Raw genomic sequence first — 22,108 nt, forward strand, 5'->3', positions numbered from 1 at the left:
GATGGGATTGAAATTTCCTCAGTACGACTACAGCCTCAAGCACACGGAAAGCTACCAGGACCTCAAGTACCTGCTGCACCGCTATCTGATCGACCGTATCGAGGAGGATAACATCCCGCTGAACGAATGGACGTCTGAACAGATTCAGCGTTACGTGCATGACCATGTATCGCGCTACGCCAGCCAGCGGCAGCTCGCGGTGACCAGCTACGACCTTGACGACCTGAGCGAGGAGATGGTCAACGAACTCACCGGATACGGCCCGCTTCAGTCCCTGCTGGCCGACGATCAGATCAGCGACATCATGGTGAACGGCGCCAAGCATATCTTTATCGAACGCGGCGGCAGAGTGCAGCAAGCCGATCTGAGATTTATCGATGACGATCACGTATTGCGCGTGATTCGCCGGATTATCGCGCCTCTCGGACGCCGGCTGGACGAATCCAGCCCCATGGTGGACGCGCGTTTGCCCGACGGCAGCCGGGTCAACGCCATTATTCCCCCGCTCGCTATCGACGGCCCTTGTCTGTCGGTGCGCAAATTCCGCAAGGACCCGCTGCGCGAATCGGATCTGCTGGTTTACGGCACGGCCACTGAAGCCATGCTGGAATTTTTCAGGAAAGCCGTGATGTGCCGCTGCAATATCCTGATCAGCGGGGGAACGGGCTCGGGCAAAACGACGCTGCTGAACATTCTGAGCCGGTCCATCGATGCGCGGGAGCGGATCGTGACCATCGAGGATGCCGCCGAGCTACAGCTTGGCCATAGCCATGTGGTGCGCCTTGAAACGCGTCCGCCCAATGTGGAGGGCGAAGGCGAGGTCAGAGCGCGCGATCTGGTGCGCAACGCCTTGCGGATGCGGCCGGACCGCATCATTCTGGGCGAGGTTCGCGGCGAAGAGGTCCTGGACGTCTTGCAGGCGATGAATACCGGACATGACGGCTCGATGAGCACGGTGCACGCCAACAGCGCCCGCGATGCTTTGGTTCGATTGGAGATGCTGTCGGCTCTGGCGAGTTTTCAGGGCGGGATAGACGTACTGCGGCAAATGATCGGCAGCGCCATCGATATTGTTGTCCAGATCGCCCGGTTTTCCGACGGCACACGCCGCATTATCTCCATTGTCGAGGTGGTCGGGATTCGCGACGGCCAGTTCATGCTGAACGAGCTATTTGGCTACGACAAGGTGCATAAATGCTTTGTGGCCGGCAATACACGCCCGTCCGGCCAGAAATTCGAAGCCGAAGGAGGCTTCATGGGCGAGGGAGGGGCGTCCTTTGGTTAGCAAAGAAATTTTGATCTATGCCGTGGCTGTCGCGCTGTTGGCCCTGGCCTTGTTTATTTACCTGCAAAGCCAGCGGGAAGCGTTCGTCGAAAAAGTCGGGCGGCGCATGGCCGAATCGTCCGGGCTCGAGACTCAACCCCTGTTGCATCGGAAGCAGAACAAACTGCCCATGATCGAGCGCCTGTTCTGGCGGGCGGGCATCGACGTGAGCGGCCGGCAGTTGTTTGCAGGCCTTCTGTGCCTGATTCTGCTTGCCGTCTGCGGAGGGCTGTGGAAAGGCCCCGCATTCGGGCTGTCGATGCCGGTTGTTGGCGTTGTCATTGTTTATCTGTGGCTTTCGCATAAGGCGAACAGCCGCATAGCCCTGATTCTTGTCCAGCTTCCCTTGTTTCTCGACCAGGTGCTGCGCGGCCTCGGCACCGGCCGCAGCATGGAGGGCGCCTTGAAGCTGGCCGCCGAGGAAACGCCCGCGCCTCTCAAGGAAATCATCGAGCGGGTGCTGCGCGCCAACGAATTGGGCGCCGATCTGGGGACTGTGATTCAGGAAACCGCCGATCTTTATCGGATCAACGAGTTGTACCTGCTGGCGCTGGCGATAAGGATAAACCGGACTTACGGCAGCAGTGTCCGGGATTTGCTGCAGAACGTGGTCAAAATGATCCATGAACGCGAGGCGGCGCGCCGGGAACTGCGCGCGATGACCGGAGAGACCCGGGTCACGGCCTGGGTGCTCGGGCTGCTGCCTCCGGGCATGGCGGCTTATATCATGGCCATGAACCCGAGTTATCTGGAGACCATGTGGAATGATCCTTCCGGACGCACCCTGCTCATGGTCGCCGTGGCCTTGCAGATAGCCGGGGCATTCACGCTCTGGCGCATGATCAAAAGCATTTAGGAGGCGTTGTCATGACATTATGGTTGTATTTTGCGATGGCGCTGCTGCTTGTCCTGGCTGGGGGCCTGCTGTTCTGGGCATCGTTTCGATCGGATAGCGTAATTAATACATCGCAGCGACGGTTCAACGATCTTCTTAAAACCGGCGTGAGGTCCAGCGGCGCGGATGAAAGCTGGATACTTTCGGCTATCGAGCGTATGGGCGGCAGCGGCATGGGAAAAGTGTTGCAGGGCTCAGATCAGGAAGAAATGACGCGGTTGTTGAAACAAGCCGGGTGGTACGCCGCCCGGAAGCGCGCTTTTTTTGCGCTGGCTTCGTGGCTGGTTCCGCTGGTTGCCGTGGTGGGCGCCGTCGCCTATGCCGTCAATGCCGTTGACATGACTGGCGCGCAAAAGCTGGCATTGGTTTTTATTGCATTCGCCCTGGGCTTTTTATCGCCCCGCTATGTTTTGCGTTACCGGGCGAAAGCGCGCCGCAATGCCTTGTCACGGGAAATGCCGGCGGCGATTTATTTGCTGCGCATGCTGTTCGATGCGGGACTTTCAACTGAACATGCCTTGCGGGTGATGTATGAGGAAGGAGACGTGCTGATGCCGAATCTCTCGGAAGAAATCGCCGGGGCCTTGCAGCGCATCGATGCCGGACATGACCGCGCCGACGCTTTGCACGAAATGGCCGAGCCCTTGGACGTTGCCGAGTTGACCGACACTGTGGCCATTCTTAGGCAGGTGACCCGCTACGGCGGCAATATCCGCGAATCCCTGGTGAAATTCGCCCAGTTGATGGAAGAGCGCCAGCAGTCGGCCCTGCGCGAATATGTCAATCAGCTGTCCGGTAAAATGTCGGTCGTAATGATGATTTTCCTGTTTCCCGCCCTGTTGATTTTTCTTGCCGGCCCGGGGTTTCTTGCCCTTGGGAAGGGATTGATGAGTGTTTATGGTTAGATTTTTAGTGAACAGCGCCTGGCTGGGTTTGGCTGGAGCCCTTTTGATGGGTTGCAGCCAGCTGGCGGCGCAAATGGATCTTACGCCATCGGATAAAACCGATGCCCCCCCTAAAAACGTATCGGCCTGCGAAGCGGACGCCGATCCCGATCAGAACGTCAAGCTGGATCTGATACGCAAGCTCATGGACAGCGGCAAGCTGTTTGCGGCATTGGCCCATCTGGAGGACACCCGCTCGAATTCGCTGCAGTCCATTTATCTGCGCGCGGAAATACTGCGCCGGACGAACCGGACAGAGCAGGCGGTCGCATTGTACCGGGATCTGCTCGGCGGCTGCATGGCCGGGAAGGGTTATCACGGGCTCGGGCTGATCGCCGGCCGGGATAGCAAAGTTTCCGAGGCGGTAAGCTATCTGCAGAAAGCCGAAGCCGAATTGCCGGTCGACGTGAGCGTGCGCAATGACCTGGGCTATGCACTATTGCTTGACGGGCAGTTCGACCCGGCGCGCAACGAATTTCTGACAGCCCTGGAACTGGACGGCGGCAACTCGCTGGCAGCGACCAACATGGTGCTGTTGTTGCTGGCAACGGGGAAAGAGCAGGAAATGCAGGCCTTTGCCGCACAAATGAACATAGATGCGGCAACCGTGGCGCAGCTTCGCGAGCAGGCCGAGAAGATCAAGGCTTCGCCCGGAAATTCAGGCAAGCAGGCAGTGCTTACTTCATCGCCTTAGCCGGCTGACCGTATTGACCAGATTCAGCTTAACCCATAGGAGCAAGTATGTTTCATAAATCGATTACAGCGGTGTTGCCGCTGATCCTGCTATCCGGCGCCAACATCGCAGCGGCGGATTCCCTGGACCGTTCCGTCGGCGAGGAAACGCGGCGCTGGCTGGAATTGCAAAGCAGCGGCGCGGCGGCCTCGAAAATCCCTCAGACCGTTTCAGGGCCGGTGGCCGATGCGATATACCAACGCTACGTTGAAAGCTTCACGCACCCGATTCCGGAGTCCTATAAAAATGACCAAAACGGTTACGGCGGCAGCGGCGGCGGCAGCGGCAGCGGCGGTGGCGGTGGCGGTTCAATGAATTAACGGCGGGCGACAACATACTGGCCAAGGGGGGGGCATGTCGGCTGAAATCAATACTTTGAAGCATGGGCGGCAAAGGCACCGTCGCCCGGCCACAAAATCGCTCGCCCGCCAGCGGGGCGCGATAGGCATTCTGGGAGCATCGGTATTGCTCCTCTCGGTGCTTTTTACGGCGCTGGCCGTGGATACTGGGCGGCTCATGCTGGAGCAGCGGCGGCTGCAGAAAATCGCTGATATGGCGGCGTTGGATGGTGCGCGTGCCTTGGGGACTTGCGGCAGTGACATAGACAAAGCGGTTAAAAACAATGCTGAGCTCAACAATCATACGGGCGATATTCTCGATGTGGCGCTGGGGGATGTGCTAACAGATAAGGGTATCCGGGTATTTGATACTCCTCCCAAAGATGAAGATTTCCCCAAGGCAGTTCGAGTTACTGCCGGCAATACCAAAGTGCCGGCTAGTTTGGTCGCCGGAGGATGGTTGGGTAATACGGTTAATCTGCAAGCTACCGCCGTGGCGGAAGCACCGCCGATGGGCGCATTGTCTGTAGGGTCTTATTTGGCCCTGCTTGATACTAATAAATCGATGCTCGACCCGCTACTTAACGGGCTGTTGGGGATATCCGCAAATACCAGAATAGTTTCCTACGAAGGATTGGCCACTGCCAACGTTACTTTGCTTGAGCTCATTAATGCCCAGGGAGAGGTTGGAACCGTGGATAAGTTATTAGATCTGGATGTCAGTATGAAAGACTTCGTGATTCTAATGGTTAAAGCCCTCTCCAATCAAAAGGAGCAGCCTACTGTTGCGATTGATTTGCTAGAAACCATCGCTGCTCGGGTGGATGGCAACTTGATGGTGGACCTGGGAGAGCTATTGCAACTTGAATTGCCTGCCCCGCCGGCGGCTCTGAACGCACAAATCAATGTTCTGGACCTCGTCGGTTTGGCTGCAGAAGTGGCCAATAAAAACCATTTGGTGCAGGCGACGTTGCCCCTCAGTATACCCGGCGTTGCCAGCACTACCCTCAAGACCTATATCATAGAGCCGCCACAAATCGCTATTGGGCCTGCAGGTCGCGATGCCGATGGCGAGTGGATTACCCGTGCGCATACAGCGCAGGTCAATACACAACTGAGCCTCACTCTGCTGGGGGGGCTTAACTTGGGATCGATAGGCACAGGGCTTGTTAATCTCGATCTGGCGATTACCGGGGCCGATGCCCGCGCCGGCTTCGAGAGCTTTGACTGTGACGGTACCGACCGCACAGCCGTGGTAGGGCATGTGGTCCAGGCGGCCCGTATCATTGTGGGGCGGTTCGACGATATCAGCAAGCGCAACCCGAAGATTGAACCCAGTCTGGTAGTGAATCTGCCTAAAGTGTTAGTCATTGAAGCCAGTGCCGGTTTGGGGGCAGGGCAGTCTGCCGAGAACGTGGGGACGCTGACCTTCGATACCATTCCCGGTACTCTGCCGACGGATAATAATAAACTCGGCACGGCTGTGAGTACTCTCCTCGACGGCCTAGCTAACGACTTATCCCTCGAAATCACTGACGATACTTTACTAGGCTCCATTTTGAATCCTGTATTGGATTTGCTCGGGCTTGGGCGCTCGGATAAATATGGATTGCTAAATCTGGTAGCCGACTTGCTGAAGCCTGTTCTGCGGGCGCTGGACCCATTATTGTCCGGACTTCTGAAGGCCTTGGGGCTCAGCGTGGCCGGTGCGGACATCAGTGTCTTGAATGTTGAAGATGGTCGTCCGCAGTTGCTAATTTGAGCCGCAGCCGGACGGGGCATGTTGCCCCGTTCGAATGTTTGGCGATGATCAAGTACGGCTACTTAGCTCAGGCATTGCAGAAACGTTAAGGCCGGGGGGTACAACCCCCGGCCTGCTTAGAGTACGCATTGCGTGCCTTTCCGGACTTGCGGTATGCCGAAAGCCCTGAATAGGTACGCGATGCGTACCCTACAGTGGATTTTTTGCTTCGGTTTTGGCAGGGCAGCGGGGTAGGCCGGGCTGTTAAACCCAGCATTTCGAAGCTGCCGATGCCGGGTTTCCGCTAAAGCTCCAACCTAGCCTACCGCGCTTTTATTGAACTCGCGGCTACTTTTCTTGCAAAGCTTTCCGACTCTTCTTTAATTTTCAATCTATCTTTATTTAACTTTTTAATCGCTTCATCTTTATTGCTTACTTCATTTTTGTGTGACTCGATCTTTGAATTATTTTTCATCGTTACCTGAGTCCTCTATATCTTTACGCATCCTTTGATATTCAAGATCATTTTTAGGGCCAAGAATATCAGCGCTATCATGATGTTTGTTAAGATTTTTCTCAGCCTCTTCGTATTTTTTGAGATTTCCTCTCAACTGTTCTTTCTGCTTTTCCAGAAGCTCTCTTGCCTTTTCTTTATTCATGGATTTATCCTTATGGATAAGTGAGTAGCTAGGCCAATATTATTATAATGGGCTGTAAATCCTGCGCCCTCATAAAGCTTTACTAAATTGTCATTCATTGGGTTGCACAACCACATTTCCTGGGCGTCAATAAGTCTTGCATAAGCATCGGCGGCAAATAAGACCATGCTTAATATTTTTCCACCAAGCGGATTATCATTCGGTAATCTACTTAAAGCGTGCAATTTCAGTATCAGCTTTCGTCTGCTGGGCACGCCATAACATAAAGCGCATAGTTTACCTTGTGCGCGAATTGCCACATCAAATCTCTTAACGCCAGAATGGGTATGGTAATCATGATACATTCGGGTCCACTCCCAGATTGGTATTTTATTAATGTCATTCCAACGCCAGGCATCTGCTTCGACTGCGTCTTTGTATGATATCTCAGAAAATTTTGCACTAAATTCTCGAAACTCACTCTCGGAGAATTCGTATACAGCTTCCCTAAGTTCCTGATAATGAGATATGGTTTCCCTATATGTCCTTGCTCTTGTATTTCCATTCATTTCATTGCTCCATTGCATCGAATTAATTTATCAAGATTGTAACGTTGCAAATAGCTGCATCACTTCTTGGTGTTGACAGAATTAGACTGCTCCTAAGCTGAGTTTACCATTATAGAATGGTTTTGAAATGCTGGGTTTCCGCTACAGCTCCTAACCAGTCCACCCAAGCTCTGATTTCATTCGCCAAAACCTTAGCCAAGTCCTTAAAGCTTATTGTGCTTGAATTGATGCGTATGCAGCCTATGCGTTCCCGTCTTCGTCAAGGCTCGGGTCGTACCATACCACCTTGTTGCGTCCGGCCGCCTTGGCGCGGTACAAAGCCTTGTCGGCGGTTTTGACCATATCGACTGCTTTCAGATTCTCTTTCGCATACAAAGTTACGCCGCCCATGCTGATCGTAACGTGGCCTAAAGTTGAATCCTGATGGGGAATGCCCAGTTTCTCGACGGAGCTGCGCATGCGCTCGCACACCGCATAGGCATCGTCCCGTGTCGTCTGGTTAAGCAAGACAACGAATTCCTCGCCGCCATAGCGGGCGACAAGATCTATGCTTCGCCTCGCCGATTGGGAAAGCGCCATCGCTACTTGCGCCAGGCAGTGGTCGCCTTCCTGATGGCCGTAACGGTCATTGAATTTCTTGAAGAAATCGACATCCACCATGATCAGCGATATCGGCTGTTTGGAACGGCGCGCGCGCGCCCATTCCTGTTCCAGAATCATGTCGAAGCGGCGGCGGTTGGCCAGATGGGTGAGCTTGTCTTCGCCGGCGGCATTTTCAAGGCCGAAACGCGACAGCAAACTCTCCAGTAAATCCGTATGCAGCTGGCGCGCCGAATACGACAGGCTGACGCCCATCAGCAATATGACCGGTATTGCGCTCCAGCCCGGTTCATTGTCCAGTACGAACAGCACCGGCACGAGCGGGCCCAGCGTTCCTAAAAGAAAGGCGGTGTAGACCGACGGAAGCGCGCTGAGCCGCGGCAGGGCGCTTACCGCGATCACGCCAAGCATGAGGATGACAACCAATTTCGTTGTCAGCGACAAATAGGGAAACAACACCGCGGTAAGTCCAAAGCCTAGGCCGGCAGCTCCCGCCGCAAATATATCGGGTGTAAGCGCTCCTCTTTTCAAGGCGTCTTCGGCGATATAGCGAAGAGCCCGGCGGCCCGCAAACAATTGCCAGACGCCGCCGGTCATGGCGATGCCGAGCCATGCAAGAAAAATGGAAAGGGGGAGCTCCTGCCAGAGATAAATGGCGAGCAAGGTGACGTGCGCGCAATGGATGGCAAAAGCCGCCGTTGCGCGCCTATAGAGCTGCCGAAGCAGTTGTGCGAAAAGTTGTACGGGGTCAATCACTGCAAGTGGTCCTGGCGCTAATAAAAATACTGAGACTTAACGCCCGGTGTTTTTTTGTTTTGGCCGAAAAATGGAAGGGATTGAATACGATATTTGCCGTTCTGTAAACCAAAGAACTTGTTTTCACTATAGTTTTTGATATTTGATAATTATACGTCCATTTTGGCAGGACTAAAGGCATAAAGCAAGATTGAGCCAGTACATATTGACTGGATAGTACGCCGTTGGGGGCTGATTCGCTTGTGCCTTCAGAATATTCGACCCGGGTTTTCGAGATATCAGGCAGTGCGAATACCCATGGGGCACAAGTGAATTCGTATCTACAGGGCCAGGACTTACGCAGTTTGCCTGTTCAACCGCCGAAACAAGCGGTTTTAAAACTTGTGGGGGCGACTTCGCCTAGAGCCCCCACAGGCTTGCGTAAGTCCTGAGGGTATAAAACCTCCGCGCTATCGATCTGGGCGCAACGTCGGGTAGCTTACATATATTCAGCAGCCATTCAAAGCGGGCTACTAACTTGAGGCCTGTTGAATCGAGTATCGGAACGGGCCTCGCGCAATCATCCGGCTTCCATATCTTCAAGCTCAATGTTGAGCGCTCTGGTCGAAATCAGTAATTCACTGACTGAAGCCAGCAGCGACAGTACTATAAATACCATGCTGATGCCAAATGCGAGGCTGCCGTAATTTTGCAGTCCATAAAAAATCAGCGCCATGGCCAGTATGCAGCCGATAATGCCGATGACCGCCAACAATTGCATGGCAATGATAAAGCGTATGCGTAGCCTCAGGCTTTCGATCTGCTTTTTAGCCACCGGACTTTGGGTTTTGTTGAACAGGTTATGTTGCTCTCGAATGCGGCTGGCAATGGCCAGAAAACGGTTGGTATATGCCAGAAACAGGACAGAAATGGCAGGAAATAAAAGGGCAGGGGTTGTGATGGTAATGTCCATGATAGGTTGGCGGCAATGATTTCTGGAACTGATTCGGATTTGAAACTCTTTCCACTCGCTTGTATGGATGGTCAAAGCGTTTTGGCGGCGTGCGCTACGCCGGTTCCTCAACAATATCTACCGACAGGATGCGCTCGTTGTCGAGTCTTAGCGACAGTGTTTTGCACAGGCGGCCGGTGCTGAAATCCCTGTATTGTTCGGAAGCGACAATACCATGAGCGTCACTTACATTTTCGAGCGCCAGCAATTGATAGAAATAAGGCCGCCAGGACCAGTTAAAGCCGATTTCCCCGGCTTCTTCAAACCATTTTCCGCCGGCAAAATTAAAGTTGGAGGAGATCTGGTTGCCTTCGTTATTGCATAAATAAAACCTGAGTATGCCGCTTTCTTCAAACGGATGCGCCGACAATTCATTTAAGTTGAAATCGGTAGCCAAGGCCTGCCGCAGAAGCTCAATCAGATCCTTAACTTTATCGGCGGATTGCAGTTTCCGGACTTCCTTGCGCAATACCCTTTGCAGGAATGTCTTCCTGAGCGATTCGATATGCCGCTGATAGTGGTCTGGCTTCTTGAATTCAGCCGCTGCCGGCGAAAACAGGTGGCCCTGCACATATTGGGCGCCGCAGCTTAATGCGTAAAAGAATTCATTGTCGGTTTCGACGCCTTCGCAAACGATAAGGCAGGCGGTGCGTTTGCTAAGACGCGCCAGCAGATGCACCACTTCATTGGCGATGCCGCCTTTGGTGGCCTGTTTGAACAGCCGCATGTCCAGCTTGATAACGTCGGGGCGGATGGCTATGACCCTTTCCAGTTGCGAAAAGCCGGCGCCAAAGCTGTCAATGGCGACTTTCAGGTTGTGCTTGCGATATTCCCTGGCGACCGCGGCGATTTTATCGAGATTGCCCCGGGTTGCGGCAATTTCGATAATAATCCTGCTTCTGTCTATGTTGAGCTTATCCAGCATCTGTAAGGTGGGCAATGCTCTCAAATCCGAAACCTTATCAATCCATGATGCGGAAATGTTGAGCGTCAGATAGCTTTTGTGATTTAGCTGGCAGAATTTCAGCAATGCCTGATGGCGAACCGTGCGATCCCAGGCTATCAATTGTTCCTCGGTAATATCCGGGGAAGAGAACAATTGGCCGGCAGAAATGACCTGTCCGTTTTCATCATATTGCCGGGCTAATGCTTCGTAGCCGACGATAAGCCCGCTGGCGATGCAGATAATGGGTTGAAAATAAGGAAATAGTTTGTCTGCTTGTTCAAAATCTGCGTTTTGTTCTAAATTCATTATTGAAGCCTTTGCTGTTCTTTGAATCGGGTAATAGCGGCATCGGAAAGAATAACGAGTGGCAGTGCGCCAAGATATTGGATGGCATGATAATATTTTCCGAAGCTGTGAATGTTGAAAATTATCAGGTCGGGCTTATGGGCCAAAATCAGGGTTGGCATATGGCTGTCCGATGCAGTCATTGTCATTACCGAAGAGCCATGTGTTATGGACATTTCTGCCAATAATGGGTCAGTAGCTCTGTCTTCAATCAGGAGTATTTTTAGTGCGCTCATTTCTACGATTAAGCATGACTCGTGCCATGAGCTGTAAATGGCCAGCAATGTTATGCCAAAAGACGTAAGCAAACTCATTGGCTGCCGTTAGATGCGCCAATAGGGGACATACGCATCATTTTGGTGCGCATGCTTGTTTGAGCTTTTTTGAGGGGCCCAAAGTAGGGCAGGAGAGAAGCTTATTTGTGCGATAAGGAAAATGCAGCCGGGCAGATTGCCTGCCCGGCGCACCTTTTTAGCTTACTTGTTTTTGTTGCGTTCGTTGACTTCTTTAATCACTTCATCAGCCACGTTTTTAGGGCATGGCATGTAATGTGAGAATTCCATCGAGAACTGGCCGCGACCGGAAGTCATGGTGCGCAAGTCACCGATATAACCGAACATATCGCTCAGCGGCACGTCAGCTTTGATACGCACTCCGGTAACGCCGGCGTCTTGCGATTTAATCATGCCGCGGCGACGGTTCAAGTCGCCGATCACGTCGCCAACGTTCGCTTCAGGCGTAAACACGTCCACTTTCATAATCGGTTCCAATAATTGCGGAGCCGCTTTAGGAATGGATTGGCGATACGCTGCGCGAGCGGCGATTTCGAAAGCGATAGCTGACGAGTCAACCGCGTGGAAGCCGCCGTCGGTCAGGGTTACTTTGAAATCCAAGCAAGGGAAGCCTGCCAATACGCCTTTGTCGACACTGCCTTTGAAGCCTTTTTCAACAGCCGGCCAGTATTCGCGCGGTACGTTACCACCGGTCACGGACGATTCAAACACAAAACCGCTGCCTGGCTCGCCCGGCTCGATGATGTAGTTGATTTTCGCGTACTGACCAGAACCACCGGACTGCTTCTTGTGGGTGTATTCGTCTTCAACGCGTTTGGTGATGGTTTCGCGGTAAGCCACTTGTGGCTTGCCGACGTTCACTTCAACGCCATGAGTACGTTTCAGGATGTCCACTTTAATATCCAGGTGCAGCTCGCCCATGCCTTTGATGATGGTTTCGCCGCTTTCCTCGTCGGTTTCGACGCGGAATGAAGGGTCTTCCTGAATCATCTTGCCCAAGGCAATGCCCATTTTCTCGTTGCTGCCTTTGTCTTTAGGCGAAATGGCGATAGAGATAACGGGATCAGGGAATACCATCGGTTCCAGAGTGGCCGGTTTATCAGGATCGCACAAAGTATGGCCGGTCTGAACGTTTTTCAAGCCGATCAGCGCGACGATATCGCCGGCTTGTGCCGTTTCAATTTCGGTGCGGTTATCGGCGTGCATTTCCACCATCCGGCCGACCCGTTCGGTTTTGCCGGTATAGGTATTCAACAAGGTATCGCCTTTTTTCAGACGGCCTGAATAGATCCGGATGAAGTTCAAAGCGCCAAAGCGGTCGTCCATGATTTTAAAGACCAATGCACGCAATGGGCGGTCGGCATCGACGATCGCATGTGCGCCGGTCGGGTTGCCTTCCAGATCGACTTCGGGTTGCGGATTGACTTCAGTCGGGCTGGGCAGATAATCGACAACGCCGTCCAGCACCAACTGTACGCCTTTGTTTTTGAATGAAGAACCGCCGTAAGTCGGGAAGAAATCCATCTTGATGGTGCCCTTGCGGACGCAGCGCTTGATTTCCTCAATGCTCGGCTCTTCGCCTTCCAGGTATTTTTCCATGATTTCGTCATCCTGATCGGCAACCTGGTCGATCAGTTTTGCGCGCCATTCTTCCACATCCGCTTCCATATCGGCAGGCACGTCAGTAATTTCGTATTTCAGCGGGTCGCCGGAGTTATCCCAAATCCAGGCTTTGCGGGTCAACAGGTCAACCACGCCGGAGAATTGGTCTTCGCGTCCGATAGGCAGGGTCATCACGACTGGCACAGCGCCCAGCACATCTTCGACTTGTTTGACAACGCGGAAAAAATCGGCGCCTAGTCTGTCCAGTTTGTTGACGTAGATCAAACGGGCGACCTTGGAGTCGTTGGCATAACGCCAGTTGGTTTCGGATTGCGGCTCAACGCCGCCTGAACCGCAGAATACGCCGATGCCGCCGTCGAGTACTTTTAGCGAACGATACACTTCGATTGTAAAGTCAACGTGACCCGGGGTGTCGATGACGTTAAAGCGGTGTGGTTGAAATTGGCTCTTGCTACCTGGCCAGAAACAGGTAGTCGCAGCGGACTGAATGGTGATACCGCGCTCGGCTTCTTGTTCCATGAAGTCCATGGTTGATTCACCTTCATGAACTTCACCCAGTTTATGGATCTTTCCGGTGAGCTTTAAAATACGTTCTGTAGTGGTTGTCTTGCCAGCATCAACGTGGGCGAAGATACCGATATTTCTGTAAAGCGATAAATCAGTCATGTTTGTACTCTAGTTGTATAAAAAACTTGCCGTGACTACTCTTAAATAAATTACTCAAGAGGGTTCGTACCGGGGCGCAGGAGCGATCTGCCGCGGGTATTCAACTTCGTTTCGCAGCGGCTGAAAACCATCGGTTTGGATAAAACGCGCAGGATACCTACAGATTGCTCAAGGCCAAGTGAGGTAGCGTTTGTTGAAGTCACTGTCACCGCTCACTCGTCCAGATTCGAAAGGGCGCTATTTTAACCAAAAGTGAGACAGAAATACAGGAAACCGTTAATTTGTCTTAACAAATAACAAAATCCCTGCATTGAAACGGTTTACAGTCGGCTCCGGTCAACAGGAGCAAGATGGCTTTCGCATCTTGCTCCCACTTCTTAAACGGCCTGGCTGTTCAAATAGTCCTCGTAATTGCCGCTGAAATCGACAATGCCGTTCGGCGTCAGTTCGATAATGCGCGTCGCCAGGGACGAGACGAACTCGCGGTCGTGGCTGACGAAAAGCAATGTGCCGGGGTAGTTTTCCAGCGCCATATTCAATGATTCGATTGATTCCATGTCGAGGTGGTTGGTCGGTTCGTCCATGACCATAATGTTGTTCTTTTGCAGGATCAGCTTGCCGAACAACATGCGGCCTTGTTCGCCGCCGGAAATGACTTTGACCGATTTCTTGATCTCGTCATGCGAGAACAGCAAACGGCCTAATGTGCCGCGTATGACCTGGTCGTCGTCGGTTTCCTTGCGCCATTGGCCCATCCATTCAATCAGGGGCATATCTTCGGCGAAATCGTCGGCATGGTCCTGGGCAAAATAACCGACCTCGGCGTTTTCCGCCCATTTGACTTCGCCCATATCGGGCGTCAAATCGCCGACCAGCGTGCGCAGCAACGTCGATTTACCGATGCCGTTAGGGCCGATGACGGCAACGCGTTCGCCGGCGGCGATCATCAGATTCAGGTTTTTGAACAACGGCTGCTCGCCGTAACCCTTGCTCAATCCTTCAACTTCCAAAGCCAGACGGTGCAGTTTTTTGGTCTGGTCGAAGCGGATAAACGGATTGACCCGGCTCGACGGCTTGACTTCGTCCAGCTTGATTTTCTCAATCTGTTTGGCGCGCGAGGTGGCCTGTCTGGCTTTTGAAGCATTGGCCGAGAAGCGGCTGACGAAGGTTTGCAGTTCGGCAATCTGGGCCTTTTTCTTGGCGTTGTCGGCCAGCAGGCGTTCGCGCACTTGCGTCACGGCAGTCATATAGTCGTCATAATTGCCGGGATACACGCGCAATTCACCGTAATCGAGGTCGGCCATGTGCGTGCAGACGCTGTTCAGGAAATGGCGGTCATGCGAGATGATGATCATGGTGCAATCGCGATCGTTCAGCACATTTTCCAGCCAGCGGATCGTGTTGATGTCGAGGTTGTTGGTGGGCTCGTCGAGCAGCATGATGTCGGGGTTCGCAAACAGGGCCTGGGCCAGCAGGACGCGCAGTTTCCAGCCCGGCGCGACGGCGCTCATGAGGCCGTAATGCTGTTCGAGCGGAATGCCGAGCCCCAGCAGCAATTCGCCGGCCCGGGCTTCGGCGCTGTAGCCGTCCATCTCGGCAAACTCGACTTCCAGTTCGGCGACCTGCATGCCTTCTTCCTCGGACATTTCCGGCAGCGCATAGATGCGGTCGCGTTCCTGCTTGACGCTCCAGAGTTCTTTATGGCCCATGATGACAGTGTCGATAACACTGAATTCCTCGAACGCGAATTGATCCTGACGCAGATTGCCCACCCGTTCGTTGGGTGTGATCGTGACGTTGCCGGAAGTGGGTTCCAGATCGCCGCTCAGTATTTTCATGAAAGTGGATTTACCGCAGCCGTTGGCGCCGATCAGACCGTAACGGTTGCCGTCGCCGAACTTGATGGAAATATTTTCAAACAGGGGTTTAGCCCCGAACTGCATGGTAATGTTAGCTGTAGAAATCAAGGTTTTGTTCCGAGAGTATGTATAAGGTTCAAAATAAGGTTATGGATGACTGGCGGGCAGTTATTTAGTTCATTTATAACAGCAGCTCGTCATCGATGGCGATAAAGCGGTCGGTCGAGCAGACCAGCGACGGCGCCGTCAGCGCCGGTACGCCGTAGACTTCCGTAGTCACATGGCAAGCGTTGCGGACTTTGTTGAGCAACAGGGCGAAGTCGCCATCGCCCGATACCAGAATGATGACATCAACTTTGGGCGCATAGTCGATAACGTCGAGCGTAATGCCGACGTCCCAGTCGCCTTTGGCTGAACCGTCACTGCGCTGAATGTAGGGCTTCAGTCTGACTTCAAAACCGATATTTCTGAGTATCTGCTGAAACCCCAGCTGTTTGCTGTCGCCTTTGTCGATGGCGTAAGCGAACGCCGCGGCCACTTCTCTGCCGGCCGTTGCCCGGCTCCAGAATGCGTTGTAGTTGAAATGGCGCTGATAGCTTTGCTTGACGGTGTAATAGATATTCTGCACATCGACAAAGATGGCGGCTTTTTCCATCTAATTATTTTATAAATGAACAGCAATAGTCAGTGGGCGTTTTGATTCTGACGGTGAATTTGGCATTGGCCGGCACATCGAATGATTCGCCGCCTTTAATCGACTGCCATTCATCGCTTCCGGGCAGGAGCACATCCAGATCGCCGTCGATAATTTCCATCAATTCCTTATCAGCCGTATTGAATGTATATTCGCCAGGCAGCATGAATCCCAGGGTTTTTACCGAACCGTCGGCAAAACGGATAGTACGGCTGCTGACATTGCCGCCAAAGTAGACATTGGCTTTTTTAACGACTGATACATTGGTGAATTCTGACATTGTCTGTCCTTAAAAGTTGAGACTGGATAGAGATAAAAAAGACCGCAATGATAACAGATTGTCTCTGCTGTTGTTCGGTTTTAGCGCTTTTTTCGAGGCCTGTACTTTTGTATAGCGGCAAAGGCATCGCTGCCTGATGACTTATCGTCAGTGTTTATGCCTATGGCATTAAGCCTCGAAAGGTAGTAGTTTCAACGCACCATTCTATGGAGGCATAGCCATGAGGTCTGTATTAACCCTGTCAGTTGTGCTTTTTGTACTGGCTGCCTGCAGCCAGCCGCAAGTGCGGGAAGTGAAATATACTATGGACACCTTCGAGCCGACTGTCGATGTCGAGGTTTTGAGTACCTGGCCTCGGGATCGCAAGTATTTTGCAATCGGAGAGCTTGAAGTCAGCACCGGTGAGCAGGCTAACGATGCTCTGGTAAGAAAAGCCAGGCAAATGGGCGCCGATGCGATAGTCGTAGGGCCGGGCCGTGAGCGTAGTCAGGTATACGTGCCTATTGATTCGCCATTAAATACAAATTCCACCAGTTTTCGCGGCGTTCCGCTGTATAGCGTTCGCGCCGTAGCTATAAAATACGAGCCTTAGAACCGGCTTGTCAGCCTATCTTCCTGACTGTAAAAAGTCTGGGCGCTGAATCTTTGTGTTCGGCGCTGTAAACAGTATTGACGCTGAATAGCTTTGTATCCAGTTGTGCGCACCAGTCTCTGACCTGATCGGTTTCCTGGTTGCCGCCTGCATGGCCCGGATAAGCGAGGATCGTGATAAGGCCTTCGGTTGCCAGCAGCCGGCTGGCGCTGTTCAGGGCCTGCAATGTCGAATCGGTGCGCGTGATAATGTTTTTATCGCCGCCCGGCAGGTAACCCAGATTGAACATGATGGCGCTGATTTTGCCATGGTGCTGCCCGGGAATTTTTTCGGCCATGAGCGCATGGCTGGCATGAATCAAGGTCAGGCATTCGGGATGGCTTAATGGCCCGCATCTGGACCGGGTTGAATCCAGCGCCGCCTGTTGTATATCAAAGCCGTAAACCCGGCCGGTCGGCATGACTTGCTCAACGAGAAACAGGGTGTCATGGCCGTTGCCTACCGTGGCATCGATGGCAATATCGCCCGGATGGAGTCTGTCTTTGATCAGGTTATGGGCTTCTTTAACCAGGGAAATGCGTGTCATGATGGCGTTGGATATTGCAGGATGGAGGCAGGGGCGCGCTATTTAGCAGGGAGTCGGCAAAACGCTGGCTGTACCAGGGAATCTGCAGGCTGCCTTTGGCGCCAAAGCCGTTGAAAACGACGATTTGCGGATGCCGCGGATGATGGCCGATAAAAGGAGAACGGTCCTGCGTGCAGGGGCGGATGCCTGCCTGCTGGTTTATCAGGGCGGTTTCAAGCGCGGGCGCAATCTGCTTCAGCGTAGTTAATAAACAGTCGCGGGCCGTATCGGTAGTGTCAGTGTTTAAACAGTCACGGTCAAAAGTGGCGCCGACCCGGATCTGGCGGTCAGTTAAAGGAATCAGCCAGTTGCCGTAGTTAAGAATGTTGTCCGGTAATTCGCCGGCATGAGTCAGCGTTAATATTTCGCCTTTTGCCGGCCGGAAAGGCAGCCATGAAAACCAGCGGCTCCGGCTCGCGTGATGGCCGGTGCAGAAAATGATCTGCCTGGGCGAAATATCCCGCCAGCGAAGCGACGGTTCGAGCTGAATGTCGCGGTCATCAAATTCCGCCAGTCTGTAGCAGCCTCTGGCAATAAAAAATTCTCTCAAACAGCCCAACACCGGCCGGGTCAATAAATAACCGGTCTGCTTTTGCTCTATGAAGCCGAAAGGCGTTTCCAGAAAAGGTATGGCATTGCCAGATGCTGTGATGGCTCCTAAATAGTTTTTATACCTGGGGTCGTTGAGCCGTTTTTGCGCGTGTTTTGATTCGGCCTCACTGCGAAAAATACGCAGCATGGGTTTTTCGGCGTAAAAAGACTGCTGGAAAAATGCCGATAACTTTGAGTAATACTGCCTTGCGGCCGGCAATAAATCGTCGACGTCGTCGGATTTTACGAAACGCAGGCCGGTAACCGGATTGATCAGGCCGGCGGCTGCCTGTGAGGCATTCTCCCGGCCATTATCGATAATGACGACTTTGCAGCCGCGCTGTATCAGTTCCCAGGCGAGAAGGCTGCCGGCCAATCCCTGGCCGATGATCAGAAAATCCACAGGCATGATTATCTGATTACGCTATTGAATTTGTTAGGCGAAGATTATTTTGCAGTCAATGGTTCGTTTTTGAAACTAATGCCATCCCAGCCGTACTTCATGAAGTTCCTGATATTGGCGTGGCCAGTGCCGTTCGGGTCATTTAAAACGTCTACCCGGTAATAATCGCCGAACAGATTTAATGTCTGTTGCGGGTCGAATCCGTTTAGGCGGGCGAAGGCGAAAATCTTGCAGGAACCTTCGTTAGTGCCGGCCGGACTGACGACGGCATCATCGTTCAGGCCGTTGCTGAATTCCGCCGGTTGGTAGTGGTAGTTTTCCGTAATGACGGCCATGGTTTCATCGAAACCGACAGGTGCGTTGTTTTTTATTTTTTCAATAAATGCTGTAAGTGACATGAGTAAGATTCAAGGTATTAACGAAGAAAACCTGACAGGTGTTTGAAGTGGGGGTGAGTCGAGTCTCTCAGCCATTCGAACAACACCGATTCGTAGTTGGTAATGATGGCGCCCTGATGTTGCATGCGCTGTAAGGCGTAGTGTTTGTGTTCCGTTTTGCGCGAGCAGACGGCATCCATGGCTACGTGAACCTGATAGCCTTCGTGCAGCAGTTCAAGGGCCGTCTGCAAAACGCAGACATGGGTTTCCTGGCCAACCAGTATGATCTGCTTGCGCCGGCTGTCCTGCAGCGCCTGGGTAAGGCCCTCGGCCGCGCAGCAGGAGAAACCGGTTTTTTCGAAAACCTGCGCGTTTTCGGGCAGCTTTTCGATGACAGACGCAGCGGTAGGGCCCAGGCCTTTGGGGTATTGTTCGGTTACCAGTACGGGAATATTCAGCAGGCCGGCGGCTTCGGCCAGCTTGCCGGCATTTACGGTCATCAGTTCGGCATCCGGTCCAGGCATGGCGGACGACAGCCTGGACTGTAAGTCGACGACGATCAACAGGCTGTGTTCCGCTGCGAGGAGATTGGCATGTGTATTCATTTTTTACCTTAAGCGTGCTTCATGATGCGGGCTTTTTCACGCTGCCAGTCGCGGTCTTTTGAAGAGGCGCGTTTGTCGTGCAGTTGTTTGCCTTTGGCCAGGCCGATTTCCAATTTGGCGCGGCCTTTTTTCCAGTGCATGTTCAACGGGACGATCGTGTAGCCTTTGCGTTCCACGGCGCCGATCAGCTTGTTGAGTTCGTGACGGTTCAGCAGCAGCTTTCTTTGGCGGATGGCTTCCGGGTTGACATGGGTCGATGCCGAAGCCAATGCTGAGATATGCGCGCCGACCAGCCAGGCTTCGCCGCGCTTTATGACGACATAACTTTCTTTTAGCTGTACGCGGCCTTCGCGCAGGCTTTTCACTTCCCAGCCTTCCAAAACAAGACCCGCCTCGAACCGCTCCTCAATATGATACTCATGAGTAGCCTGGCGATTCTGGGCTATTGTGTTGTTTTCCTGTTTTTTATTTTTCTTGGACTTTTTATCGGCCATAGTGTGCTGGTTGAGATTTTAGACTGACGTAAGGGTATAATTTTGTTATTTTACTCGATTTACTGAAAAAATTGAGTTTTTAATAGAGACAACGGGCAGTCAAATGACGGATACAAAAAAATCAATTCATGGGGAATGGTCATCGCGTTTCGCCTTTATCCTCGCAGCCACGGGTTCGGCGGTCGGTTTGGGAAACATCTGGAAATTCCCCTATATAACCGGCGAGAATGGCGGCGGCGCATTTGTTCTCGTTTATTTGTTGTGCGTGGTATTCATCGGCGTGCCTATCATGATTGCGGAAACGATGATGGGGCGCCGGGGCAGGCAGAGCCCTATCAATACGATGGAAACATTGGCTGCCGAAGCTGAAGCGGATACCAACTGGCATTATCTGGGCTGGATGGGGGTTGCCGCCGGCTTCCTGATTCTCTCTTATTACAGCGTCATTGCCGGGTGGGCTTCCGCTTATGTCTTCAAGGCTTTTTTCGGCAGCTTTTCAGGCGCGGATGCGGCCGAGATAAAAGGGCTTTTTGACAACTTCGTTGCCAGTCCGGTCCAGTTGATTTTTTGGCACACCTTATTCATGCTGGCTACCATGTTGATCGTTGCCCGCGGCGTGAAAAGCGGACTGGAGCGAGCCGTGCGCTTTTTAATGCCGGGTCTGTTTGTGCTGATGATTTTATTGGTCGGCTATGCCATGACCACGGGCGCCTATGATCAGGGGTTGAAATTTTTGTTTAACCCGGATTTCAGCAAGATTACCGGCGATTCCGTGCTGACCGCCATGGGGCATGCGTTTTTCACCCTGAGCCTGGGCATGGGCGCCATTATGGTTTATGGATCTTATTTGCCCAAGGATGTGTCTATTGCAAAAACGGCGTTTCTGATCGCCGGGTCCGATACGGTCGTGGCTTTGTTGGCCGGTATCGCTATTTTTCCTATTGTTTTTGCCAATGGGTTGGAAGTCGGTTCAGGCCCCGGCCTTATTTTTCAAACGCTGCCGATTGCTTTCGGCAATATGACCGGCGGCTGGCTGTTCGGCATTCTGTTTTTTGTGATGCTGGTGTTTGCGGCTTTGACTTCTTCTATCTCCCTGATCGAACCGGCTGTTGCATGGCTGGTCGAAAACAAGGGTTTAAGCAGAGAGCAAGCCTGTGTCTGGTCCGGTTTGGCAACCTGGCTGTTGGGATTGGGGACCGTGTTTTCATTCAACATATGGTCTGATTTTAAAGTTTTCGACAGAAGCATTTTTCATTTGGTGGATTATTTGACGGCGAATTTGATGTTGCCTATCGGCGGCTTCGGGATCGCGATGTTTGCCGGTTGGGTTATGAAACAGCGGCATAGTGAGCAGGAACTGCAAATGTCCAGCGCGGAAGGCTATCAGTTGTGGAAATTTTTAGTGTGCTACATTGCGCCTGCGGCTGTTTTTTTAGTGTTTCTGAACGTGGTTGGGGTTATTTAAATGACCGTTGTTGAAAAAAGCGCTTTGGTGAAATTTTCCGCTCAGCAGATGTTTGATCTGGTTAATGACATCGAAGCCTATCCGCGCTTTTTACCGTGGTGCGGCGGCAGCCGGATCCTTAAACGGGAGGGCGACATTATTGAAGCGGAGCTGTTGATTTCCAAAGGCGGATTCACAAAATCCTTTTCAACGAGAAATAAAATTGATGAGGGCGGCAGGATTACGGTGTCCTTGCTGGAAGGGCCTTTCACTTATCTGGAAGGGACATGGGATTTCATGCCGTTGCGGGAAGATGCCAGCAAGATTTCCCTGAATCTGGAATTCGAGATGCCAGGCGTGCTGGCGAGTCTGGCATTCGGCGCCGTGTTCAACCAGATATGCAATACCATGGTCGGTTCTTTTACTCAGCGGGCCAAGGAGATTTATGGCTGAGCAGCTGATTGATGTCGAGGTTGCCTACGCCAAGCCTGAAGAGCAGGTGATTGTATCTCTCAAAGTGCCGGAAGGCGCCTCTGTCGAACAGGCCATACAGGCATCGGGATTGTTAGCCCGATTTCCGGAAATTGAGCCGTCCGGAATCAAGGCGGGTATTTTTGGCAATGTCTGCAGTATGGACCAGATTTTAAAACAGGCCGATAGAGTGGAAATTTATCGGCCTTTGTTTCACGATCCCAAAGAAGCGAGACGGCAGCGCGCTGCAAAAGGATAACGTTTGCAGTGC

General features: G+C 52.6%; 26 protein-coding genes. 10 read left to right on the forward strand and 16 right to left on the reverse strand.

Annotation, left to right across the window (positions count from 1 at the left end; genetic code table 11):
* The first annotated feature begins 1 nt into the window (after position 1).
* The 6 genes from V2P20_RS11585 to V2P20_RS11610 are packed head-to-tail and all read left to right on the forward strand — an operon-like array spanning position 2 to position 5,996.
* Positions 2-1,285, forward strand: a complete 1,284-nt coding sequence (locus V2P20_RS11585; protein WP_331818457.1) for a CpaF family protein — start codon at positions 2-4, stop codon at positions 1,283-1,285.
* Positions 1,278-2,180: a type II secretion system F family protein gene (locus V2P20_RS11590; protein ID WP_331818458.1), complete on the forward strand. Its 903-nt coding sequence runs from the start codon at positions 1,278-1,280 to the stop codon at positions 2,178-2,180. Before V2P20_RS11585 ends, V2P20_RS11590 begins: the two co-directional genes overlap by 8 nt.
* Positions 2,181-2,191: 11 nt before the next feature.
* Positions 2,192-3,124 (forward strand): type II secretion system F family protein, encoded by a 933-nt coding sequence (locus V2P20_RS11595; RefSeq protein ID WP_331818459.1) that lies wholly within the window; start codon positions 2,192-2,194, stop codon positions 3,122-3,124.
* Positions 3,117-3,857 carry a hypothetical protein gene (locus V2P20_RS11600; RefSeq protein ID WP_331818461.1) on the forward strand — a complete coding sequence of 247 codons (741 nt, stop codon included), beginning with the start codon at positions 3,117-3,119 and terminating at the stop codon, positions 3,855-3,857. Before V2P20_RS11595 ends, V2P20_RS11600 begins: the two co-directional genes overlap by 8 nt.
* A gap of 47 nt (positions 3,858-3,904) precedes the next feature.
* Positions 3,905-4,216, forward strand: coding sequence for a DUF3613 domain-containing protein (locus tag V2P20_RS11605; RefSeq protein ID WP_331818463.1), 312 nt, complete (start codon positions 3,905-3,907; stop codon positions 4,214-4,216).
* Between the two features lie 34 nt (positions 4,217-4,250).
* On the forward strand, positions 4,251-5,996 hold the full coding sequence (locus V2P20_RS11610) for a pilus assembly protein TadG-related protein (protein ID WP_331818465.1): 1,746 nt from the start codon (positions 4,251-4,253) through the stop codon (positions 5,994-5,996).
* Positions 5,997-6,297: 301 nt separating this feature from the next.
* On the opposite strand, the gene V2P20_RS11615 is transcribed toward V2P20_RS11610, so the two are convergent.
* From V2P20_RS11615 to V2P20_RS11665, 11 genes are all read right to left on the reverse strand, one after another.
* Positions 6,298-6,450, reverse strand: coding sequence for a hypothetical protein (locus tag V2P20_RS11615; RefSeq protein ID WP_331818466.1), 153 nt, complete (start codon positions 6,448-6,450; stop codon positions 6,298-6,300).
* Entirely contained in the window at positions 6,440-6,634 is a 195-nt protein-coding gene (locus V2P20_RS11620; RefSeq protein WP_331818468.1) for a hypothetical protein, read from the reverse strand. The genes V2P20_RS11615 and V2P20_RS11620 overlap by 11 nt, the downstream gene beginning before the upstream one ends.
* On the reverse strand, positions 6,631-7,182 hold the full coding sequence (locus V2P20_RS11625; protein ID WP_331818470.1) for a hypothetical protein: 552 nt from the start codon (positions 7,180-7,182) through the stop codon (positions 6,631-6,633). Before V2P20_RS11625 ends, V2P20_RS11620 begins: the two co-directional genes overlap by 4 nt.
* A gap of 240 nt (positions 7,183-7,422) precedes the next feature.
* Positions 7,423-8,538 carry a diguanylate cyclase gene (locus tag V2P20_RS11630; RefSeq protein ID WP_194969865.1) on the reverse strand — a complete coding sequence of 372 codons (1,116 nt, stop codon included), beginning with the start codon at positions 8,536-8,538 and terminating at the stop codon, positions 7,423-7,425.
* A 559-nt stretch (positions 8,539-9,097) separates the two neighbouring features.
* A complete protein-coding gene (locus V2P20_RS11635) occupies positions 9,098-9,490 on the reverse strand; it encodes a DUF2721 domain-containing protein (protein WP_331818472.1) in 393 nt (130 codons plus the stop codon).
* A gap of 94 nt (positions 9,491-9,584) precedes the next feature.
* Positions 9,585-10,781, reverse strand: coding sequence for an EAL domain-containing protein (locus tag V2P20_RS11640; protein ID WP_331818474.1), 1,197 nt, complete (start codon positions 10,779-10,781; stop codon positions 9,585-9,587).
* Positions 10,781-11,056, reverse strand: a complete 276-nt coding sequence (locus tag V2P20_RS11645; RefSeq protein WP_331818476.1) for a hypothetical protein — start codon at positions 11,054-11,056, stop codon at positions 10,781-10,783. Before V2P20_RS11645 ends, V2P20_RS11640 begins: the two co-directional genes overlap by 1 nt.
* A gap of 240 nt (positions 11,057-11,296) precedes the next feature.
* Positions 11,297-13,402 carry an elongation factor G gene (fusA, locus tag V2P20_RS11650; protein ID WP_331818478.1) on the reverse strand — a complete coding sequence of 702 codons (2,106 nt, stop codon included), beginning with the start codon at positions 13,400-13,402 and terminating at the stop codon, positions 11,297-11,299.
* Positions 13,403-13,779: 377 nt separating this feature from the next.
* Positions 13,780-15,369, reverse strand: coding sequence for an ABC-F family ATPase (locus tag V2P20_RS11655; RefSeq protein WP_331818480.1), 1,590 nt, complete (start codon positions 15,367-15,369; stop codon positions 13,780-13,782).
* Between the two features lie 73 nt (positions 15,370-15,442).
* Complete coding sequence (locus V2P20_RS11660) at positions 15,443-15,916, reverse strand: NYN domain-containing protein (RefSeq protein ID WP_331818482.1); 474 nt, start codon at positions 15,914-15,916, stop codon at positions 15,443-15,445.
* A 4-nt stretch (positions 15,917-15,920) separates the two neighbouring features.
* Positions 15,921-16,235 carry a pyrimidine/purine nucleoside phosphorylase gene (locus tag V2P20_RS11665; protein WP_194969858.1) on the reverse strand — a complete coding sequence of 105 codons (315 nt, stop codon included), beginning with the start codon at positions 16,233-16,235 and terminating at the stop codon, positions 15,921-15,923.
* Between the two features lie 220 nt (positions 16,236-16,455).
* Here V2P20_RS11665 and V2P20_RS11670 point away from each other — a divergent pair, with 220 nt between their 5' ends.
* Positions 16,456-16,827, forward strand: coding sequence for a hypothetical protein (locus V2P20_RS11670; protein ID WP_331818485.1), 372 nt, complete (start codon positions 16,456-16,458; stop codon positions 16,825-16,827).
* 10 nt (positions 16,828-16,837) lie between these two features.
* Here the strand turns inward: V2P20_RS11670 and V2P20_RS11675 are convergent, their stop codons facing one another.
* Genes V2P20_RS11675 through smpB form a run of 5 tightly spaced genes read right to left on the reverse strand, consistent with a single transcriptional unit; the run spans position 16,838 to position 19,922 of the window.
* The gene (locus V2P20_RS11675; RefSeq protein ID WP_331818487.1) at positions 16,838-17,413 is read right to left on the reverse strand and encodes a class I SAM-dependent methyltransferase; all 576 of its coding nucleotides are present in this window, start codon (positions 17,411-17,413) and stop codon (positions 16,838-16,840) included.
* Positions 17,391-18,452, reverse strand: a complete 1,062-nt coding sequence (locus V2P20_RS11680; protein ID WP_331818489.1) for an FAD-binding oxidoreductase — start codon at positions 18,450-18,452, stop codon at positions 17,391-17,393. Before V2P20_RS11680 ends, V2P20_RS11675 begins: the two co-directional genes overlap by 23 nt.
* A gap of 38 nt (positions 18,453-18,490) precedes the next feature.
* Positions 18,491-18,844: a HopJ type III effector protein gene (locus tag V2P20_RS11685; RefSeq protein ID WP_331818491.1), complete on the reverse strand. Its 354-nt coding sequence runs from the start codon at positions 18,842-18,844 to the stop codon at positions 18,491-18,493.
* Between the two features lie 17 nt (positions 18,845-18,861).
* Entirely contained in the window at positions 18,862-19,428 is a 567-nt protein-coding gene (locus tag V2P20_RS11690; protein ID WP_331818493.1) for a hydrolase, read from the reverse strand.
* Between the two features lie 8 nt (positions 19,429-19,436).
* A complete protein-coding gene (gene smpB, locus V2P20_RS11695; RefSeq protein ID WP_331818495.1) occupies positions 19,437-19,922 on the reverse strand; it encodes an SsrA-binding protein SmpB in 486 nt (161 codons plus the stop codon).
* A 103-nt stretch (positions 19,923-20,025) separates the two neighbouring features.
* On the opposite strand from smpB, the gene V2P20_RS11700 reads away from it, so the two are divergent.
* From V2P20_RS11700 to V2P20_RS11710, 3 genes are read left to right on the forward strand one after another with little or no spacing between them, the layout of a single operon-like run.
* Positions 20,026-21,387, forward strand: a complete 1,362-nt coding sequence (locus V2P20_RS11700; protein WP_331818496.1) for a sodium-dependent transporter — start codon at positions 20,026-20,028, stop codon at positions 21,385-21,387.
* Positions 21,388-21,819, forward strand: coding sequence for a type II toxin-antitoxin system RatA family toxin (locus V2P20_RS11705; protein WP_194969850.1), 432 nt, complete (start codon positions 21,388-21,390; stop codon positions 21,817-21,819).
* Positions 21,812-22,096: an RnfH family protein gene (locus tag V2P20_RS11710; RefSeq protein WP_331818498.1), complete on the forward strand. Its 285-nt coding sequence runs from the start codon at positions 21,812-21,814 to the stop codon at positions 22,094-22,096. The genes V2P20_RS11705 and V2P20_RS11710 overlap by 8 nt, the downstream gene beginning before the upstream one ends.
* Positions 22,097-22,108: the final 12 nt, after the last annotated feature.

The organism is Methylobacter sp. Wu1 (assembly GCF_036553575.1).
Classification (GTDB): domain Bacteria; phylum Pseudomonadota; class Gammaproteobacteria; order Methylococcales; family Methylomonadaceae; genus Methylobacter.